Source organism: Vibrio sp. CB1-5 (assembly GCF_059412285.1).
In genome coordinates, this window is sequence record NZ_JBJHPB010000033.1 from 33,782 (window position 1) to 52,471 (window position 18,690).

The window sequence follows — 18,690 nt, forward strand, 5'->3', positions numbered from 1 at the left end:
CGTGCTTCTTTTGGGTGCTGCCTCCTTGCCCGCAACTCACTCGACGTGATTCGATTCTTGACGACTAAATCAACTTTAAAAATACATGGGCGGGTGTCCTGTATTTTTCTCTCATAAATCGATGTGATTAAGCACAAAAGAAAAAGCGAGTAAGCGATTCATCACCGCTTACTCGCTTTCTAATTATTAATGACCAATCCACACTAAATATCTGTTGTTCTGTTAATAGTTTTTATCGTCACATAAGCCAAGGTTAGTCCAACCGTATTGGCCATCAAATCGTATATAGACGCCGTTCTCGTTGGTTGCATCCCTTGCAAAAACTCAATCACGCCACTCATCAACCAAAACCCTACTAGCGCCAGAACATAGTAGCGCTTAGGGATTGCGAAAGAAGCGGTCATTCCTAATACAAAATAGGCAAAGGCATGCTTGATTTTATCTGCACCATCAAACGTAATAATGAGTGCAGCATTATTTGGGGTAACGGATAAGTAAACAATGGTAATAAGAACACAAGCTAGACATAGCTTACTGATTAATGAAGAGCGCGGGTGCGCCAACGCTGCCTGATAGAGTTTTGGGACATTCATATTACTTCCATTTTCTACTGACTTATTTTAAATTGCGAGCTAGACATCATTGAACACTTTCCTGCCACCCAGGCTCGATTAGTATGCAGCGCATAGCTTTCTAGCTCTTTGGCTGTCCCTACGGCACAGCGAAACTTGCCTCCAAAGCTTTCAGACAGTGTTAGCCATTCCTCAGCACTCATATTCAGCCGTTCAAGAATCGTATTATTACCTGGCGGAATATAACCACGCTTGTTTGGCCGCACCACTTGGCCTAAAGCTTCTACTAGCGCTAAATAATCCAATAAAGAAAACTCAACTCCAAAGCAGGGCTGCGAGTTTCGCTCATGACCAAGAAAGCCTGCCAAGCCTTTTGCTGGCAAAGAGGCAATCTCACCATTGCCTTTATCTTGCCGACTCGCTACTGAATGAATCCGTTCATAGATAGAAGTAAACTCGGAAGCTTCAAGCGATTGAGCCATGTCAGCCCGAACGGGATTTAAATCCACATATGCCATACAGCTAAGTAGAGCCTTTTCATCTAGCAAGGCTTGAGATTTAAACCGCCCTTCCCAGAAGCGACCTTTGCAGCCCTCTTCTTTATTGGCTTCACGGGCAACATACTCATTGAGGTTACGCATAAACCAAGAGATATCGGTTAAGCGCTCACGCCATTCATTAACAAGCTCAAGGGTTTTGTTGATTTCTGCCTTAGATTTTAAATCACCATCAAGCCAACGGCTGACCAACAACGGTGCTTTGTATAACGTCGTCCAACGCTGCGCAACCTCTTGATGACTCCAAGACTCGGCAGTAGCCGTATTCACATGCAGCACTAAGTGGTAGTGATTGGACATAATGGCGTATGCACACACATCAATGGCAAACACCTGACTTAACAAGCGCATGCGTTCGACCAACCAAACTCGGCGGTGCTCAAAGTTTTGCCCTGAATAATGGTCTTCACCACACAAAAAAGCACGGCGCACACACCGTGAAATACAGTGATAATGCGCCGTGTCTTGAAGGGATACTTGAGTTGAGCGAGCTTGAGTCATGACAACCACCAACGAACAAAATCTAAACAGATAAAGTAAGCCTAGTTGGTCATTGGTGAAGCGTCAAATACATGGGTGTCCTGTAGTTTTATCACCACAAAAAAGCACGGCGCACACACCGTGAAATACAGTGATAGTGCGCCGTGTCTTGAAGGGATACTTGAGTTGAGCGAGCTTGAGTCATCCTAACCACCAACGAACAAAATCTAAACAGATAAAGTAAGGCTAGTTGGGGATTGCGAGGGCGTCAAATACATGGGTGTCCTGTATTTTTTCCTAGACAACAGTAAAACCGACAGCACGCTGGGTATTCTTAAAGTTCGAAGGCATCGACACACTCGACTTCAATGGTCAGAGCTTTATTGCAGGCGTTCAAGAGCATCAATCGCGGCTACTCAAACTTCTTGGTTCGCTATATGAAGCGGTTTATTCCTAAATTGGCTGCGAAATGTCGGATTGACGAACGAAAAAAGGATCACAAGGATCATTCCCCAAGGGCGAGGACTATTGGAGCTTTTGAATATTACTTAAAACTCGCTCCACTATTTGCTTCGCTTGACTGGCAACCTCTGCTTCAGCATAACAACGCAACTCTGGAGCATTCCCAGAAGGACGGAGATGAATTACATCATCATTCTCAAGCGTTAACCGTAATCCATCAGTAACATCAACATTTTTAATTACTACCGAGTCAAAACCTAGCTTAGCCAATAATAGTTCTGGGTTAGCTTGTCCATCATCTAAAATTAGCAGGCTTTTTTCGGTTGCAAAATCTTGAATACGGTCACTGTCAGTTACTCTTTGAGGTAAGGCATCAACAAGTTGAGAAATACCATTTTTGCCAGCAGCAAGCAGCATTAAAGCGGGTAGAACGGCATCACGAGTTGGCAATGCTTTCAGCGTTTTTCCGTTTATTTTGACATCGCAACCCAGCAAATAGCCACCATTAGCCTCAAAGCCCGCAATAGAATCGTAAGTCTTCGCCAGTGTCGCAAATTCTGCAATAACATAAGGCGAACCAATCTTTGTACGCTCAACATGTCTAAACACATCTAAGCTTTCTACCACGGTATTGCAGCTAACAGGGATTGCAAGTGCTTCAATGTTCATTGCTCTTGAACATAATAAGCCCAGAATGTCACCACGTAGCCACTCACCTTTCTCGTCGGCAACTAGCGGGCGGTCACCATCGCCATCTGTCGAGAAAATAGCATCTAGTTTATATTGCTTAGCCCAATTTAATGCTTTTAGCTTATCTACATCAGCTACAGCTTCGGTATCAATAGGAACAAATTCATTACTGCGCTCTAGTGAAATGACTTCAGCACCGAGGCTGGTAAATAGCGGTGCATACAAATCACGGCCCGCACTTGAATGCTCATAAATACCAATACGTTTGCCGCTAAGTAACGAAGTATCAAATAACTCAGTGTAACGAGCAATATAGCTCGTTGCGGCACGTTGGTTAACGATCAGTTCAGGCAAGTCACTGATTGTAGTAAAAGCCGCATCAGCGTTTAGAATCGCTTGCTCATCAGCTTTCGTAATTTCACCGTCAGGTCGGTAAAACTTAAGACCATTACGATCGAAGGGGATATGACTACCGGTAATCATAATGCATGGAATATTGTCTTGCATTGCCACATAAGCTAGCGCTGGTGTTGGTACCACGCCATAATAAACGGCCTCAAGTCCTAACTGCTCTAAAGCTTTTATACAAGCTTGCGCCATTGCTGGACTACTCGGGCGATTATCAACAGCAAGCGCAACGGTTTTAAAATGAAACTGCCCTTGCATACACTGCATAAATGCATGGGTAAAAGCTGCGCAAGCATCAGCTGTGAACTGCTCTACCAAACCACGAGCACCACTGGTGCCAAACTCAATGCCGGATTCTTTAATAACGGTTGAACTAATTAACATATAAACTCTATATATCTGCTGAATATTGAATAAACTAAGTGATTAGAGACAACTTAATTTAAGAAAAATATCACTCACACTCCTAGGCGCGACCATATCGATCCTCAAAACGAACAATATCATCTTCACCAAGATATGAACCAGTTTGAACCTCAATCATTTCTAATGGGATCTTACCTGGGTTCTCAAGAGCATGAATCGTACCTAAAGGAATATAAGTCGACTGATCTTCAGTCACTAAAATCACTTCATCACCATTGGTTACACTTGCTGTACCAGCAACGACAATCCAGTGCTCACTGCGATGAAAGTGTTTTTGAATCGAAAGCTTTTGACCCGGATTTACTGTGATACGTTTCACTTGATCACGCGCACCAAAATCAATTGAATCATATTTACCCCAAGGGCGATAAACTTCACGATGAATTTTATATTCGGAACGTTCTGAATTTTTTAGTTGCTGTACAATCGCTTTAACATCTTGCACTTGTGATTTATCCGCGACCAAGATGGCATCCTTAGTTTCAACAATCACTAAGTCATTAATACCGACTGTTGCAATAAGTTTATTTTCGGCATACACATAGTTGTTCGTAGATTTAACTGCAATCACATCACCTTTGTGAGCATTATTGTTACTATCTTTTTCAGTTACATCCCACAATGCAGACCAAGATCCGACGTCACTCCAACCCGCATTCATAGGAACGACAACAAGGTTACCTGAACCATCCGCTGAACAAACAGGTTCCATGACAGCGTAGTCAACAGAGTCAGATGGACAAGCTTCAAATGCATCTTTATCTACGCGTATAAAGTCTAAATCGGATTGGGTTGAAATCATGGCTTTTTCACAAGCTTCTAGCATAGCTGGATTATGCGCTTTCAGTTCTTCAATGTATTGAGAAGCTTTAAACATGAACATGCCGCTATTCCAGTAATACTCACCAGAATCTAAATAATCTTGCGCGGTCTCTAAATCTGGTTTTTCTACAAAACTATCAACTTTAAACGCTGTGTCGCTATGTGGTACTCCTCGTTTAATATAACCATACCCAGTTTCCGCAGCAGTCGGTACAATACCAAACGTGACTAACTGGCCAGCTTCTGCATGAGCTAAAGCTTGATTTACGGAAAGTTGAAATGCGTCTTGGTTTTCAATCAAGTGATCAGCAGCAAGCACCAACAATAGAGGCTCAACGTCTGAACCTTCAACGTTCTTTAGCGCTTGAAGTGCAGCTAGAGCTATTGCTGGTGCTGTATTACGGCCCACTGGCTCTAATATGATTCCAGAATGCTCAAAACCACCTAAGCGCGTTTGCTCTGCAGCAATAAACCGGTGCTCTTCATTGCAAATAAGTAATGGCGCTGTGTGCTCTAGCCCTTCGAGGCGAGCAAAGGTTTGCTGTAACATTGACTGTTCGCCAGTTACTTTTAAAAACTGTTTTGGATAAAGTTCGCGAGATAGAGGCCAAAGACGAGAACCGGTGCCACCAGCCATAATGACAGGTTGAATCATAAGAATACCTTTAAATTGAAAGAAGATTTTTTATAGCGATAGTTACAGGAGCTAATTTTCCCGACCAAGAATGGTTAGTTTGTACGTAGCTAAGGGCGTTTACTGATAAAGACTTAGCGAATTCAGTATCATTATCTATGAGCAATATTTGCTTAATAAACTCATCAGGTGTGTCAGCAATCAATATATCTTGACCTGGAGTTGAATCTAAGCCCTCTAACCCAGTAGCCGTTGTAATCGTTGGCAACCCTAAAGCCATATACTCTAAAATCTTATTTTGAACACCTGCAGCTAAACGAACAGAGCATATACCTGCGACCGCCCCTCTTGCATGTTCGACCACATCCTCAACGGCTCCGGTTACAATAACACCAGCTATGCGTTTAAGTTTTTGCTCATCTTCAGGTTTAATTCGACCAATTACTTTAAATTTATAATCACCATGTTTACGTAATACAGGCAGACATTCTTTGGCGAACCACATTGCAGCATCAAGGTTTTGGGCAGAAAACATGTTACCAATGAAGACAACTTCTTTTTTCCTAGGTGAAAACTCATAAGGTAAAGAAGATAAATCAACGCCATTGGAACAAACGAGAGTTTTCTCATAATATTTGTCAGAGGGCTTAAACAGGAAGTCTTTGTCAAATTGAGATACAAGTACATTATAATCAAAATGCTGTGTGATTTTCTTTTCGTATCGATTTAAACGAGACTGCTCAACTTTATAAATATAACCCTTCAACCCCGCATTATTTTTCGTTTCAATAACACGAGAATAATTCATTGAAATGGCATCCGTCATCTCGAGAACTTTTGGCCCATTTAGATTCTTGGCATAATCAGCCATCCGAATAAGATGTGGTAATACCAAGTCATGCTCTAATGATAATTCATTTACTAATTTTGAAAACTCACTACTATTATAATAAGCAACCTGTAAAGGCTTTGTAGTAGGAAGTGCTAATAAGCAGTTTAGATATGATTTCCACTTTGGCAAGAAAACCTTATAAACTGATGAAAAAACACCATCACTAGGGTTTTCCATCTCCATTTCAGTTTGCGTTTCACATAGACTTAAGAGCGTCACTGAATATTTTTTAGAAAGCTCTCTACATATCTCGAATATGCGTAATCGGTCACCACCGATAACAGGGTATGGATACCTTGGAGTTAGCACCAATATCTTCTTTTTTAGCATGCAAACATTCTCTTTAAAACAAGTTCTACACGAGATGTGGTATAGTAATTTAAAAAGTCCCGATAGATAGCCTGCCTATCAAAAACTCTTCCATCATTTAATTTTAACAAATCAGACAAATTAACTAGATCAGTATAATTATTTATATAATCTTTATGTGAAATTTCTTCATATCCAACCAATGAATTACCAGTAGCATAAACGGGTAAACCATATTTCATAGCTTCTGCAACTTTGGTCTTCATCCCACTCCCAAAATTCACGCAAGAAATATAACCTTTAGCATTAATAAAAATGTCTTCCATTCTAGAAACGGAAGGAGAGTCAATTAAAGTAAGATTTGAAACGTAATCATAGTTAAAGCTTTTCAAATTTCGCCCAGCCGCGACAAATTTTAAACTAGGGTGAGAATTAGCTATTTCAACGAATGAGTTCAGTGCGTCAATATTTGGTTCAAAATCAAAAGAAGCGGTAAAAAGATAATAATCTCCAGATGAATTTGACAGTTCAACGCTAGTAGATTTTTCATAGCATATTGGAATAATAAAATCATTTTTATCAAAATAATTAGCGTCTGAGATAGTAATGAAGGAACATTCATCGGAAAATTTCACACATAGTTTTTCAGACATTGAAATCAAAGTAAAATCTAAGATATTAACAATATACTTCAAAGTAAAAGATGGTTTAGCGACTCTACTTTTCAAAAGCAGATATTCAACATTATCAAAATGACAAAATATTTTTTTTCCAGGAAAAGCTATTGACAACAATAATGATAAAATACCCAACCTAGAACTATGTAGCGCTATGATATCGCTTTTAATGCATTGTTTAAAAATTGTCGGAAAATAAAACAATAAGAAACTTGGACAAAATAATAAACGAGAGAAAATTTCAGATAAAAAACTCTTTTTTAAATGATTGAACAACGTATTACATTGAAATGAGAAATTAGTCTTGGTAGCAGACTTTGATACGACTGTTAATTCATTAGTGATCTTTTCATATCCATTTATCAAGCAACGTAAATAATGCCCCCCTCCAGTTAACTCCTGTTCGGAATTAATTGTTATTAATGTGATTTTTTTATCCATAGAAGAAGAAACTCAACCTTTAATTAACATTATTAATTATATATAGCCACTGTAATTAAAAATGACAAATATAATAAATTTATTTGACTTAACATTATCTCTTAAAAAATTTAATTATATACTTGACCTTGTTCACGACCTATCTTGGCAGAAATAGTCAGTACCTTCAGTGTTACTAACCCTGCACCAATTTCCATAAATCAGACCAAAGAAGAGAGGATTAATAAATGCGCCTATGAAAATAAACACACACAAAAAAAGAGTAAAAGTCCTAAGATCCAATAGATTATTTTTAATTCGAAATATTATACAAGATAAAATGGCCACTAATCCCGTAAACCCACTTGTAAACAACAAAACGATCCAAACATTATCTATATTTGTATTTTTATAAAATACACCTTTTTCGTCCATTTTTATAAAAGACATGAAATCTTGGTAGTTATCCAGCATAAAATCTTTATAATTAAGTAAACCAAACCCAAAAATAGGAGACTCATTTAACATTATAGATAAAGCTTCAAATGGTGCTATAAATCTTATTCTAGTGCTAGCCCCCACTTCGCCACTGAGTATTTGATCAACTCTATGAGTCAAGAATTCATACAATGAAGGTGGGAGAAAGTAAATCAGTAATAAAACACTGACTAGGGATATAAAAAAGGTATTTATTCCAAATTTGAATTTTAGTAAAAAAATCAAAGTCAAAATTACTAAGCCACTACCGCTCCCAGTCAATAGAATGCAGAATAGCAAGCATAACTCGGAAAACTTTAAATATAAATCATCCTTCCTAGGTAAATAAAAATATGAAATATAGAGTAAAATACATGAATATATAGCTAGGTAACTTGGCTCACCAAATACATATTGAAAGCGACTAGCACCAAGAGCATTAGTATAATAGAAAAACTCATTTGATATAAAAATACCAACTAATGAAGAAATCAACGCCGTTATAGAAAAAACAACAATAAATGATTTAACATATCTATTATTAAATGCACTCAGGTTTAAGAAAACAAATGAACCGCACAAAATAAAAACATGAGTTAAAGTGATTAGTCCATCATAACCAATATCATTACCATTAAAAAATGAGGATGCTAAACTAGAAAATAGAATAACGATAACAAAAAGACATGAAAATTTCACAGTCCCTAATGATAACTTATTTCCTCTATAGAATTCAAATATTGCACCAAGAACAATAATAGCCGTGCCAACCCCTGGATATTTACTCCAATAGAATAACAATGAAAGGAGCCAAAAAATCAACACTTATTCACCTATATGATATCCATTTTTGTGCTTCGTCATCTTTAAACTACTCATTTTTTTTTCATAAAGTTCAATATTCATTGATTCGTCAAAAGAATTATCATTCACAATCCCTTTATAAAAAGGTTTTATTTTTTCTAGGATACCCATTTTTCTTAATATACTTTTAGTTACATCAATGTATAAATACTTACCGGTGTATTTTAGAAAAGCTAGTAAACTTAAGCTTCTCTCTACCTTTGGTTGATTAGTTAGAATTTCATATACAACATGAGCAACTCTTTGACAGCTTTTTCCATCAACAGGTCCATAAACGGAGTTTATGTATTCGTAGGTATTATTAACAACAACCTCGTTGTTAGACTCTAACACATATTCTTTTAGTTCATGAATGTTTACTGCACTTTTAAAGTAATTAAGGAAATCTATTTTCATGTAATCAGGTGTAACAACTGGTTCATAGATAATCACTTCTCTCCCCATCAAAAACGCATCCAGTGCTGTAGAAGAGTACCACGTTATTATCTTCTCGGAATTTTTCAAATCATCTTGAATACTTCCATCACGCTCAACATATACATTACTTGGCAAATCTTTAATATCATTGACCTTACAGAAGCATTCAACATAGTCATTTATCTCAACATAAGGGTGAGGTCTAAATATAAAATTCTTTTCCAAAAGTTCCTTGGATAAATCATAAATGCTTTTAAAGAAAGCATCTCTCACTTGAGTTGTGTACTCTAATTTTTCTAAATATCTTTCTCTGTCAATAGATTCTAAAGAAGTCAGTTTGTCTATATATACTGAACTGACAAATGTTTTGGAAAAAGCAGTCGGTATAAGAATACGATTTTTCGTTTTTTTACTTTTACCTTTAAGAAAAGTGTCATCATTCCTAATAGAACCAGTTTTAAATATAAGCTCCGAATCTACCTTATAATCGACTAATGCATCAGCAAACTTATCTCCCCAACTAATATGATAGGCTGAGCGAGCATAATTATCATGTGGCATCTGAAATGCTTTTGTAGTTTCATCATGTAATTGTTCTGAATGCAAGTTTAGAATAGGGATATTACCATATATTTCCTCAAACATGAGATGTTGATCATTATTTTTACTATATAGATAGGGAACTATAACAATCCTAGGACGGAATTTAATTAGTGCTTTGTATTTGTAAAAGTGCTTAGGATAAATAACACCTTTAAAGCCTAGTTTATTCAACTCACTCTTAAGTCTTTGTACACTGTTCCACTCTCTTGGAACGTGTTCATAGAATATTATGAAGTCAATATTAATCATACTTTGCCTTGTTTATATTTATTATAGAAAAACGTTCTTACAGAAATTAAAACAAACGATGAAATTAGAAAGGTTACCGCCGCTCCAGATATATAAAAAATAGGTATTAATATAAAACCCAAAAATATAGATACCATTCCAGAAGCTGCATATGAATATAAATTTACAGAATCAAAATTATTTTTGAGGAAAAATAACTGCAAAACTTGAGACATAGAGAAAGTGGCTGTCCCTATCAGAAGAAATAAAAAATCTAGCTGGTAATCGATCAGTCCATCCTTACCAACAAATAATACAATTAGAGGGTAGATAGCCATTAATGTAAATATAGCAAACAAAGAAAAAGCAATAGTTTTCATCATTATATATTTAATAGTTATCTCGTTTCCTTTCATATATGTTGAGCTTAAAGGCGCAATAATCCCCACAGTAAGAAAAACTGAAACAACACTTGAGAATGAATGGATAATTGAATAGTAAGAAAGGAGTGTGTTTACATTTTGATACTCTAATATAAATCTGGATAAGTAAATTACAGTTAGATTAAGCACCTGAGATAGTATATATGGCTTGGAATCATAGATAAGTGTAACTAAATCTACTCTAGAAAAATTTCTCGTGAAAAATAAATAATCATCTCTTTTAAAAACAAAAAAGAACATACTAACTGAAATTAAGCATGTAGGCACTAATATAAATGTCCAACTGCTTAAAACTGTAAAAACCTTAGGCCAATAATTAATGGCTAAACCAAACATCAAGTAGTTCAATGCGTTGACACAAGCTAGTATGTTAGAATATAGACTTTTCCCAATGACTATAAACAACCTTGATATCTCACTAACTAGTATTTCTGATATAGTAAGAACAAATAGTGTCAATATTGGATAGTTAATGTAATCTTTTATGTGATTTCTAAAAATAATAAAAATCAGCACCAATAATACAAATCCGATAATATGTTGGTAAAGCTGAGTATCGATGACATCTATTTCGTTTTTGCTATTAAACCTTCGCATTACTACATGAAATGTTTGCAATCCAAACAATTGTGACGTAACTGCTGATATTGTAATAATTATAAAATATACATCTAATTCTCCGTCACTCAAGCCTCGTGTGATGAATGCAAGTGACAAGAACTTAATAATAATAGCAATTGCTCGAAATGAAATATTTAAAAATGACATTTCACTCCTTAATACTATCTATAAAAGTTCTAACATTATAAAAACTGTCTAAACTATCCTTAATTCTCTCATCCGTCCATTCATACCAATCAATATTAGCGAGTTCTTGGATAACATCATCATCGAAACGTTTAGATATGATAGTAGCAGGTATTCCCGCAACTATTGAATAAGGAGGAACATCTTTTGTAACTATAGAACCGGCCGCGATAACAGCACCATTTGAAATGGTAACGCCTCTATTAATTACTGCATTAGCCCCTATCCAAACATCATTACCGATGACTGGGCGTAACTTTTTTTGTTTACTTCCATTTTCCTTTACGAAATTACCGAATTTTTTAGAATAGAGAAAAGGGTGTGTACTTACTAAGCTATAATCATGTTCATCTAAGCCTATTTTTACTCCCATTGCAATAGAGCAAAACCGACCAATTTCTGCACTATTAATAGTTGTATTTGGACCAGACACATAACTATATTTCCCTATTTCTACATTACCAGAAATGCTTACACCTTTTCTTATAATATTCCTACCATGCAATTTCGCGCGTCTATCAATGTCATTAGATTCGATATGCAAACCATACTTATAAGACTGCACTTTCCAAAATATTAAACTGTAAACATTTGCTATTAATCTTTTCATACCATTATGCTTTCAAAATATTCTTTATAGAAGCAAAGTGTTTGTGTTTTTTTCATTTCAAGAACCGTCTTATCATGAGTGATAGGTTTCCTAATAATTGATTCAATTTTAGATGAAAAGTTTGGCTTTATTTCTATACTAGTTTGAGTTGAGCATATTTGTTTGTGTGTGTAATCAATTCTTGGCAGAGGAGATAAACCAATTGTGTGCACTCCAAACTTAATAGCACAAACATTTGCATGATAGCGTGATGCTATTACAAATTCAGCTCTCTTATATATGTTGAATAAAAAATCCGTACCGTCGTCACCTTGCAAGCACGGTGCGATAATTGTACTTTTTCTGACTAATGAAGAAGGTAAGTATTTAAGCGCCGTACCTATAGCTTCTACATCTTGATGAATATGAGGTACAAATACTGTTTTAAAACCACAACGCTGAGCTGTTTCAATTGTTTTTTCCAGCTCCATATAGTACCAATCTTTTTCGCCCTTGATACCACCTTCCATATCTAACTGATCATCAGTTATATTGATCGCAATATAATTATCATTAATTGGTAATGTTGTGCTATTTTTTGGTTTATAGAAATAGCCATGATCTAGAATCTCTACTATTCCTTCTAAATAATCGGGGCCGAAATCTTTTTTTATAGAATCAACTGAACCATCATTTCTAATTGCGATTGTTACATTATCACTTTCTTTGACATAATCTAAAAAATTTCTAAATTTATTATAATTTTCAGGCGGCACTGCACGATGAGGATTACAACCGACGCTCGTAATCAAAACTTTCGTCGTTATTTTTTTTAGTATTTCAGTTTCAATATCAATAGTTGTTCCATTTGATGAACCCTCGACCCAATAATCTAAGAAGCCTCCACCACCAAAGACTAAAAGATCATATTCATTTGCTAACTTGGCGAAGCTTTCATCAAAATTCAACTTATCATCACCTAAGTAATTTATATATGCCTTTCTTATTTCTAGTCTATCGATAGTATATTTATCTAACATGCTATCTAAAATTGATAAAAAACCAAGATGACTAGCATTGTCGCCAATATTCCCTTCAAACGCAGCAATATGTAGGATTTTCATTATTTCTCAAGATCCATAAATAGTTTTTGTTGACTTGTATTCCAGATATGTTCACTTTCAATCAAATTAATAAATAACTCATCACTTTTACCATCACCAAACTCCAGAGTTCGTTCAAAACTACAATTATCGACCCTGGCAATAGCTTCAGAAATCAGCTTTGCATTCTCAACTATGTTGATAATCGACGTTGCATTCGAACGATTATTCTGGCGTGAACCCAAATTAATTGTCGGTTTCCCATAGAACGGGACCTCTCTAATTCCAGCGCTAGAATTACCAACAATAAATTCAGAGTTTTTTAATAACGTCAAAAAACATTCAAAACGAATACTTGGGAATATTTTAAATCTAGAGTTACCTGAAAGTCTCGAAAGTTCATTAATTATAACTTCCGAACCATGGTCATTATTAGGAAAAATTACCACATAATTTTTTCCACTTGAAATAATACCGCTAATCGCTTCTGAAATATTTTGTGACAAATCATTCAACTCAGTTGTTACTGGGTGATACATAAATACAGCATAATTATCAAAATCTATTTCATATCGTTGCTTCACTTCATTAAGCGATGGTAGATTATCTGAAGTCATAATATCTAAGTCAGGAGAACCAATCACGAAAATATTAGATTTAGATTCACCTAACTGAATCAACCTAGATTTAGCCACCTCGTTAGAAACAAAGTGCAAATGCGACATTTTTGAAACTGAATGTCGTATAAGTTCATCGATTGTCCCCGATACCTCCCCACCTTCAATATGCGCTACCAAAATATTGTTCAACGATCCAACAATAGCTCCAGCCATCGCTTCAACACGATCCCCATGCACTACAATCATGTCAGGATCTAACTCTTTGGAATAGTCAGATAGTCCTTGAATTGTTTTAGCTAAGATCACATCCATTGAGTCGTGACCATTTTGGTTTATGTACTTGAATATTGATTTAAAACCAACTTTCTCAACCTCTGTCGCTGTCATCCCATATTTCGCAATCATATGCATACCAGTAACAAAGATGTGAGCCTCAAAATGATCGTGTTGCTCAACCCGAGTGATCAAACTTTTTAATTTACCAAAGTCAGCTCGAGTTCCAGTTAGAAACAGTATCTTTTTCATATTATTCAACGTGTTCTTTTTTAACTTGCGTATCTGCGGGAATAGCAGTTTTCGCGATTTTACCCAGTAGGCTTTCATAATCTTCCGCTAAGAAGTCACCTGTACCAGGGCGTTTCACCCACAGGTTATCACGGGTTAGTTCTTCGCCAGCTTTAACCTCTGTAATTGTCACAACACTTGCATACGCAAAATCGATGGTTACTTGCTCTTCTTTCGCTGCTTCTTTTTGACCACCACGCATTTCTGCCATACGTTTAGACTGATAGATAAGTTCGGCACACTCTTTTGCGTCCATTGAGCATACGATATCAGGGCCAGGACGGTCCTTTCTGTCAGTAAAGTGGCGCTCAAGTACCGATGCGCCTAAAGCGACTGCGCCCAAGCAAGCTGTATTATCAATACTATGATCGGATAAGCCAACAACCGCATCAGAGAATGCTTGTTGTAACTGCTCCATTGCACCCAAGCGAATTAGATGGTCAGGTGTTGGGTATAAATTGGTTGTGTGCAATAGGCAAAATGGCGTGCCGTGTTTGCGGAAGATCTTCACGGCTTTCTCAATAGAAGGGATGTCGTTCATACCAGTACTAAGAATGATAGGCTTACCAAAACTAGCGATAAGATCCAGAAGTGGATAATTATTACACTCACCAGAACCAATCTTGTAAGCAGGGATGTTCATGCGCTCTAGACGAAGTGCTGCTGCGCGAGAAAAAGGGGTACTAATGAAAATTGCACCTTTGGATTCTACGTATTGTTTTAGCTTTGTTTCATCTTCTTCATTGAGTGCACAACGCTCCATAATTTCATAGATAGAAACATCAGCATTACCAGGAATAACCTTTTTTGCTTCCCCACTCATTTCATCTTCAACGACGTGTGTTTGGTGCTTAATCACCTCTGCGCCACCTTCGATCGCAGCATCAACCATTTCGTATGCTACATCTAGTGAGCCTTCATGATTAATACCAATTTCAGCAATAACGAGAGGGGCATAATCAAGGCCAATTTTACGACCAGAGATTTCAAATATAGGGTTTGTCATTTACTCAGTTCCTTTAATTTTTTTTCTACAAGTTTAAAGTCTTCAATAGTGTCTATGTCTGTGGATTCAATTTCAGACATGATAAAAGGGAAGACATTACTTCTTGGGAAGTGGTTTATCTTTTTAAATTCAGCAACGGAAAATGCATAAATGGCGCCGTTGGGTTGAAATGCTTTTGGTAGCTCTTGCCTGCGCATATAAGGGGCTTCATCACTGAATAGCCCTTGAATTGAACCGTCACTCTGTTGGATGTAGGACTTAATAGGCGTATGTGTTGGCTCAAATACACTAATCACAAATGAAGCATCATTGTCCGTATATTGAATCAGAGCGTTGTTCAAGTGTTCACTTGTTCGAAGTGGTGAAGTAGGTTGAAGTAAAACCATATCTTCACATACGATAGCCTGATTTTCTAGCCATGTAATTGCATGTGATACGACATCAATGCTACTAGCGGTATCGCTTGCTAATTCAGCAGGTCTTAGGATAACCTTTGCACCAAACGCCTTACTTACTTCTACAATTTCTTCGTCATCAGTAGAAACGTAAATATCACTGACAAAATCACATTGCTTCGCAGCATTGATTGTTAGACCAATGAGAGGTATACCATTTAGCGGCAACACATTTTTACGCGGTAGTCCTTTAGAGCCACCTCGTGCTGTAATTAGCCCTATAAACTTCTTATTCATGATAAAATGCGTACTTTTAGTTGATATATAAACCTCAGACAACCCGCCATCTGAGACACTTTTCATTCATTTGAGACGGTCTATTTTCGACAATCCCTTATAAAACCTAGATTTTGCTACCTTTTTAAAAACCGCCCCAATAGGTCCTGTTTTTACTTTTTATCACTCACATACGCATAGTTATAATACCCATACCCATAGCTGCTCGATGCCTTCTTCTCAATCGCGTTAAAGATCACGCCTTTCACATCAATGCCCGATTGTTCAAATCGGCCTTGTGCAACTTCTAGCTCTTTGAGCGTGTTTTGACCAAAGCGCGCCACCATGAGCGTTGTACCGGCATGAGCGCCGACAATGCTTGGGTCTGTCACGGCCAGTACAGGCGGGGTATCGACAATAACTAGGTCATAATTGTCGCTCGCCCATTGGATAAATTCGGCAAAGCGAGGGTGCATAAGTAGCTCAGATGGGTTAGGTGGTACATGACCACGGGTTAACACATCTAGGTTATCTATGTTGCTGTGCTTAATGACTTCCTCGGTGGTGAGCTTACCGCTAAGTAAATCAGACAGGCCGTCATCCCATTTCAGGTTAAAGTTTTTCTGTAGGTAGCCTTTACGCATATCGGCGTCCACCAGCAAGACTTTTTGGCCTGTTTTTGCTGCCACGGCTGCAAAGTTGGTCGACACAAATGACTTACCAATGCCTGGCGCAGGGCCAGAGATCATCACCACGTTGTTTTTGGCTTCCATCATGGCGAAGTGCAAACTGGTGCGCAGGCCGCGCAGGGCTTCAATAGAGAGATCCGCTGGGTTACTCTCACAAAGCAGTTTGGCCACCTCAGTTTTGCGACGTTTGCGTGCATCCAGCTGCTGCTGAACTTCCGATTTAGGAATGCTCGCGTAAACCGGCATGCCCATCGCTTCTATCTCGTCTGGCGATTCAATGCCTTTGTGGAAGGCCGCTTTCACCAACACAAATGCGACGCTCAACATGCCACCTAACAACGTCGCTAACACTACAATGAGCGGTTTTTTCGGTTTCACTGGATGAGTGTATGACTGCGCCATATCGACAATGCGCACATTGCCCACGGTGCCCGCTTTTAAAATGCTCAGCTCTTGTACTTTATTGAGTAGTTGTACGTAGATTTGCTGGTTTACCTCTACATCACGCGTCATGCGTAGCACTTCGCGTTGTGTTTTTGGTAGCTTTTGAATTTGCTTGTTTAAGCGCTGCTTTTCAGACAGCAGTGTTTCGCGCTTTTCCAATAGCGAGCGATACGCAGGGTGGTCTTTGGTAAAGCGCTGGCTAATTTCACTCTCTTTAAAGGTAAGCTCGTTAAGCTGCGCTTCTAGCTCTACCATGACTTTGAGTGTTGACTGTGCCTCTAACCCTAAATCGACCGATTCGTTCTCTTGGCGGAAGCGGTTTAATGTGTCTTCTGCGCTGGTTAGGCTGGTTTTAATGTCTGGTAAGTGACCTTTTAAAAACTCTAAGCTCTTTTCCGCTTCTGCCGACTGCCTAGCCACGTTCTGCAAAAAGTAGTTTTGGCTAATGTCGTTCAGTACGCGCTCAATTTGCGGTTTGTGGTCGCCTTCTAAAGAGAGCTGTAAAATACCGGTTTGCTTGCCACGCTCCGAGATGGAGAGCGATTTTTGTAAATCACTAATGGCATCAATACGCGCTACCTTACCCAAACTAAACGGCTGCCCTTGCTCGCCCTCTAGGCTGGTCACAAACAGTTTGTAACCTTCCCCGATTGCCAGCTCGCCAACACGCCCTTCAAGAAGCACTCTGTCGTAGGCGTCTTGCAGTGAGTAAGTGGCGGCTTCTGTATCGAGCAGAGTTAACGTTAACGTTTTGTCTTCCAAATAGTAGAACTGCTCTGGCACCTCTAGGCGACCAACGTCGATTCTTGCTTGGTTACCCGATAGACGTGCCCAACCTTTACCAATAACAGGCAGGTATTTTGGCTGTGCTACCGTGGTTAAGTTTAACTTATCGACGGTTTGCCCAAGCACCATACGTGACTTAATTAGCTCAATTTCGGTCGTCGCCGACGACTCTTGAGCAAACATATCCCCCAACCCTTCACTTAATAGCGAAGACATGCCGCCACTTTTTTGCTCAACTTGGATTAGAGCATCGGCTTTATAGATCGGCGTCGACATCAACGCAAACACAACACCAGCACAAGCAAAGATGAAGGTAGTGACGATGATGATCCATTTGGCGTCGAGAAGGATGCCGAGCAGTTTGCCGAGATCGATTTCGTCGGGGGAGGAGGTTGGGGTTTGTGGTGTTGATGTTGTCATGATGAAAGTTTTAATTCCGGTTGAAGCTTTAAGTGATGGGCTTTGGGGGAGCGGTCCTTGGTAAGAGCGGTCCTTGGTTCTTGGTTCTTGGTTCTTGGTTCTTGGTTCTTGGAGGAGTTGAGCTCATCTAATTGATGTTGTAGGTGGCACTTTCCTCTTTGACAGAGCCTCGACGAATTTTTATTAGTTTTGCGAGCATTGCAGAGATGTGTTTTGCTTCACTAATGAACTCCCTCGATTTATCTTTGCTCAAGTAGTTCAACTCTGCAGCTATGTATAATTGTGTAATCATTTCTCCACATGAACCTTTCGCTATATAGAGAAATCTCGCGGACTCTTTTGCAGTTTCACGCTCTTCACCTTCTGCTATGTTAGAGGGAACTGATAGTGAACTTCTAGATAGTTGGTCTTTCATGCTGAAATTTTTGCAGTGCTCTAACTCTTTAATGACTTTTACGCATAGTCGCGAGCTCTTTTTCCAGACTTCTAGGTGTTCGAATTGCAAGGTAAGTTCCTTGGGTTTTGGGTCTAGGGTTTGGGCCTTGGTTCTTGGGCCTTGGTTCTTGGTTCTTGGTTCTTGGTTCTTGGTTCTTGGTTCTTGGTTCTTGGT

At 38.2% G+C, this 18,690-nt stretch carries 16 protein-coding genes; all 16 read right to left on the reverse strand.

Annotated features, from left to right (window positions below; translation table 11 throughout):
• Positions 1–203: 203 nt before the first annotated feature.
• Positions 204–593, reverse strand: a complete 390-nt coding sequence (locus ACJB0T_RS19040) for a VanZ family protein (protein WP_479291799.1) — start codon at positions 591–593, stop codon at positions 204–206.
• A gap of 14 nt (positions 594–607) precedes the next feature.
• A complete protein-coding gene (locus tag ACJB0T_RS19045; RefSeq protein ID WP_479291800.1) occupies positions 608–1,630 on the reverse strand; it encodes a transposase in 1,023 nt (340 codons plus the stop codon).
• A gap of 504 nt (positions 1,631–2,134) precedes the next feature.
• The gene (locus ACJB0T_RS19050; protein WP_479291802.1) at positions 2,135–3,553 is read right to left on the reverse strand and encodes a phosphomannomutase; all 1,419 of its coding nucleotides are present in this window, start codon (positions 3,551–3,553) and stop codon (positions 2,135–2,137) included.
• Positions 3,554–3,635: 82 nt separating this feature from the next.
• A complete protein-coding gene (locus tag ACJB0T_RS19055) occupies positions 3,636–5,072 on the reverse strand; it encodes a mannose-1-phosphate guanylyltransferase/mannose-6-phosphate isomerase (RefSeq protein ID WP_479291803.1) in 1,437 nt (478 codons plus the stop codon).
• A gap of 10 nt (positions 5,073–5,082) precedes the next feature.
• Entirely contained in the window at positions 5,083–6,273 is a 1,191-nt protein-coding gene (locus tag ACJB0T_RS19060; RefSeq protein WP_479291805.1) for a glycosyltransferase family 4 protein, read from the reverse strand.
• Positions 6,267–7,370 (reverse strand): glycosyltransferase family protein, encoded by a 1,104-nt coding sequence (locus ACJB0T_RS19065; RefSeq protein WP_479291807.1) that lies wholly within the window; start codon positions 7,368–7,370, stop codon positions 6,267–6,269. Before ACJB0T_RS19065 ends, ACJB0T_RS19060 begins: the two co-directional genes overlap by 7 nt.
• Positions 7,371–7,502: 132 nt before the next feature.
• Positions 7,503–8,651: an O-antigen ligase family protein gene (locus tag ACJB0T_RS19070; protein ID WP_479291808.1), complete on the reverse strand. Its 1,149-nt coding sequence runs from the start codon at positions 8,649–8,651 to the stop codon at positions 7,503–7,505.
• A complete protein-coding gene (locus tag ACJB0T_RS19075) occupies positions 8,652–9,959 on the reverse strand; it encodes a surface carbohydrate biosynthesis protein (RefSeq protein WP_479291810.1) in 1,308 nt (435 codons plus the stop codon).
• Positions 9,956–11,149, reverse strand: coding sequence for a lipopolysaccharide biosynthesis protein (locus tag ACJB0T_RS19080; protein WP_479291812.1), 1,194 nt, complete (start codon positions 11,147–11,149; stop codon positions 9,956–9,958). The genes ACJB0T_RS19075 and ACJB0T_RS19080 overlap by 4 nt, the downstream gene beginning before the upstream one ends.
• 1 nt (position 11,150) lies before the next feature.
• On the reverse strand, positions 11,151–11,798 hold the full coding sequence (locus tag ACJB0T_RS19085; RefSeq protein WP_479291813.1) for a CatB-related O-acetyltransferase: 648 nt from the start codon (positions 11,796–11,798) through the stop codon (positions 11,151–11,153).
• Complete coding sequence (locus ACJB0T_RS19090; RefSeq protein ID WP_479291815.1) at positions 11,795–12,901, reverse strand: polysaccharide pyruvyl transferase family protein; 1,107 nt, start codon at positions 12,899–12,901, stop codon at positions 11,795–11,797. Before ACJB0T_RS19090 ends, ACJB0T_RS19085 begins: the two co-directional genes overlap by 4 nt.
• Positions 12,901–14,025 (reverse strand): UDP-N-acetylglucosamine 2-epimerase, encoded by a 1,125-nt coding sequence (gene neuC, locus ACJB0T_RS19095; RefSeq protein ID WP_479291817.1) that lies wholly within the window; start codon positions 14,023–14,025, stop codon positions 12,901–12,903. Before neuC ends, ACJB0T_RS19090 begins: the two co-directional genes overlap by 1 nt.
• A gap of 1 nt (position 14,026) precedes the next feature.
• Positions 14,027–15,070: an N-acetylneuraminate synthase family protein gene (locus ACJB0T_RS19100; protein WP_479291819.1), complete on the reverse strand. Its 1,044-nt coding sequence runs from the start codon at positions 15,068–15,070 to the stop codon at positions 14,027–14,029.
• Entirely contained in the window at positions 15,067–15,762 is a 696-nt protein-coding gene (locus tag ACJB0T_RS19105) for an acylneuraminate cytidylyltransferase family protein (RefSeq protein WP_479291821.1), read from the reverse strand. The genes ACJB0T_RS19100 and ACJB0T_RS19105 overlap by 4 nt, the downstream gene beginning before the upstream one ends.
• A gap of 152 nt (positions 15,763–15,914) precedes the next feature.
• Positions 15,915–18,080, reverse strand: coding sequence for a polysaccharide biosynthesis tyrosine autokinase (locus ACJB0T_RS19110; protein WP_479291823.1), 2,166 nt, complete (start codon positions 18,078–18,080; stop codon positions 15,915–15,917).
• A 127-nt stretch (positions 18,081–18,207) separates the two neighbouring features.
• On the reverse strand, positions 18,208–18,690 hold a 483-nt coding region (locus tag ACJB0T_RS19115; protein WP_495292923.1), incomplete at its 5' end, for a four helix bundle protein.

Bases quoted from the DNA above. Each gene is read 5' to 3' on its own strand.
- ACJB0T_RS19110 (WP_479291823.1), bottom strand. From the start codon at position 18,080: ATGACAACATCAACACCACAAACCCCAACCTCCTCCCCCGACGAAATC.
- neuC (WP_479291817.1), bottom strand. From the start codon at position 14,025: ATGAAAAAGATACTGTTTCTAACTGGAACTCGAGCTGACTTTGGTAAA.
- ACJB0T_RS19060 (WP_479291805.1), bottom strand. From the start codon at position 6,273: ATGCTAAAAAAGAAGATATTGGTGCTAACTCCAAGGTATCCATACCCT.
- ACJB0T_RS19050 (WP_479291802.1), bottom strand. From the start codon at position 3,553: ATGTTAATTAGTTCAACCGTTATTAAAGAATCCGGCATTGAGTTTGGC.
- ACJB0T_RS19085 (WP_479291813.1), bottom strand. From the start codon at position 11,798: ATGAAAAGATTAATAGCAAATGTTTACAGTTTAATATTTTGGAAAGTG.
- ACJB0T_RS19045 (WP_479291800.1), bottom strand. From the start codon at position 1,630: ATGACTCAAGCTCGCTCAACTCAAGTATCCCTTCAAGACACGGCGCAT.
- ACJB0T_RS19105 (WP_479291821.1), bottom strand. From the start codon at position 15,762: ATGAATAAGAAGTTTATAGGGCTAATTACAGCACGAGGTGGCTCTAAA.
- ACJB0T_RS19040 (WP_479291799.1), bottom strand. From the start codon at position 593: ATGAATGTCCCAAAACTCTATCAGGCAGCGTTGGCGCACCCGCGCTCT.
- ACJB0T_RS19075 (WP_479291810.1), bottom strand. From the start codon at position 9,959: ATGATTAATATTGACTTCATAATATTCTATGAACACGTTCCAAGAGAG.
- ACJB0T_RS19080 (WP_479291812.1), bottom strand. From the start codon at position 11,149: ATGTCATTTTTAAATATTTCATTTCGAGCAATTGCTATTATTATTAAG.
- ACJB0T_RS19100 (WP_479291819.1), bottom strand. From the start codon at position 15,070: ATGACAAACCCTATATTTGAAATCTCTGGTCGTAAAATTGGCCTTGAT.
- ACJB0T_RS19065 (WP_479291807.1), bottom strand. From the start codon at position 7,370: ATGGATAAAAAAATCACATTAATAACAATTAATTCCGAACAGGAGTTA.
- ACJB0T_RS19090 (WP_479291815.1), bottom strand. From the start codon at position 12,901: ATGAAAATCCTACATATTGCTGCGTTTGAAGGGAATATTGGCGACAAT.
- ACJB0T_RS19055 (WP_479291803.1), bottom strand. From the start codon at position 5,072: ATGATTCAACCTGTCATTATGGCTGGTGGCACCGGTTCTCGTCTTTGG.